Source organism: uncultured Jannaschia sp., from assembly GCF_947494025.1.
In the GTDB taxonomy this organism is placed as follows: Bacteria; Pseudomonadota; Alphaproteobacteria; order Rhodobacterales; family Rhodobacteraceae; genus Jannaschia.
Genome location: NZ_CANLTQ010000115.1, coordinates 1 through 895, shown reverse-complemented (window position 1 = coordinate 895; position 895 = coordinate 1). Strand labels below are relative to the sequence as shown.

1 protein-coding gene is annotated in these 895 nt (G+C 60.9%); it reads right to left on the bottom strand.

What is annotated here, in order from left to right:
• Positions 1-194 precede the first annotated feature (194 nt).
• On the bottom strand, positions 195-590 hold the full coding sequence (locus Q1B08_RS21540) for a nuclear transport factor 2 family protein (RefSeq protein WP_299823445.1): 396 nt from the start codon (positions 588-590) through the stop codon (positions 195-197).
• Positions 591-895: the final 305 nt, after the last annotated feature.

Below are 895 nucleotides of genomic sequence, written 5' to 3'. Positions count from 1 at the left end.
GGCTTCGGCATACCCTCGAGCTAACCGTCAGCGCGCGCTCAGTGAATCCCCCTTACCGAGATGTGCAACAGCGCCCCGCCAAGGCTTGCATGCGATCACACGGTTTTATGCGGCCGGATTGCGGAAAAATGAGCTGCCCCGAGTTGATCCTGATGCTCTAGGGCGCCTTTTTCCGGCGCAAGACTCGATTGGCATCATTGAGCAATAGCGGGACATGCTGAGACGTGGTTCAGAGCGATAACCCAGAGTCCTTGCTGCTTGCGCATCAGACGCGTGTTGATCCCTTCCAGCGGCGCTTCCAGACGGTCCAAGCGGAAACCGCTTACCAGCTGTGCGGCATCCGGTGCGAGAAACTCGATGGAGCGGATGTGGAAACTCAGCCTTCCGCGCAACTCCGGCGCATCGCCGTAGCGCGCAATGTAGTGGTCCAGTGTCGCCTGCCAGTCGCCGCGTATCCGACCTTCGGAAACGAAGATAACATCCGGGTTGGCGAAACCGGCCATATAACCGGCGAAGTCGCCCGCGTTCCAGGCGCTCTCCATCTCGTCGATCACCTTGCGGATCGAAGCGATCTCATCGGGATTGCTCATTACATTACCTCCTGCCGTCGCAGGATTGTCCCTTCCGTGCCGACCAAGGCAAGGCGACGGCGCGCTGCCGGCCCGCGCGTCCGATCACCCTCATCTCGTGCGACGTGCAGCGGACGCAGGCAATTCGGGCTTGGGTCGTTGCTTCGAACATGAATGTCGCCCGGACAGGCTCGGTTGCGGCGAAGGCAAGTGACCGGCAGCGGACGGATTCGGCGAGAGGGCGGCTTCAGAGGCTGTGTGAGAAGTCATTTCGGCGCGATCCTTTGGATCATCTGGGCGCAAGCGGCGATGGTGATGAAGGCCTC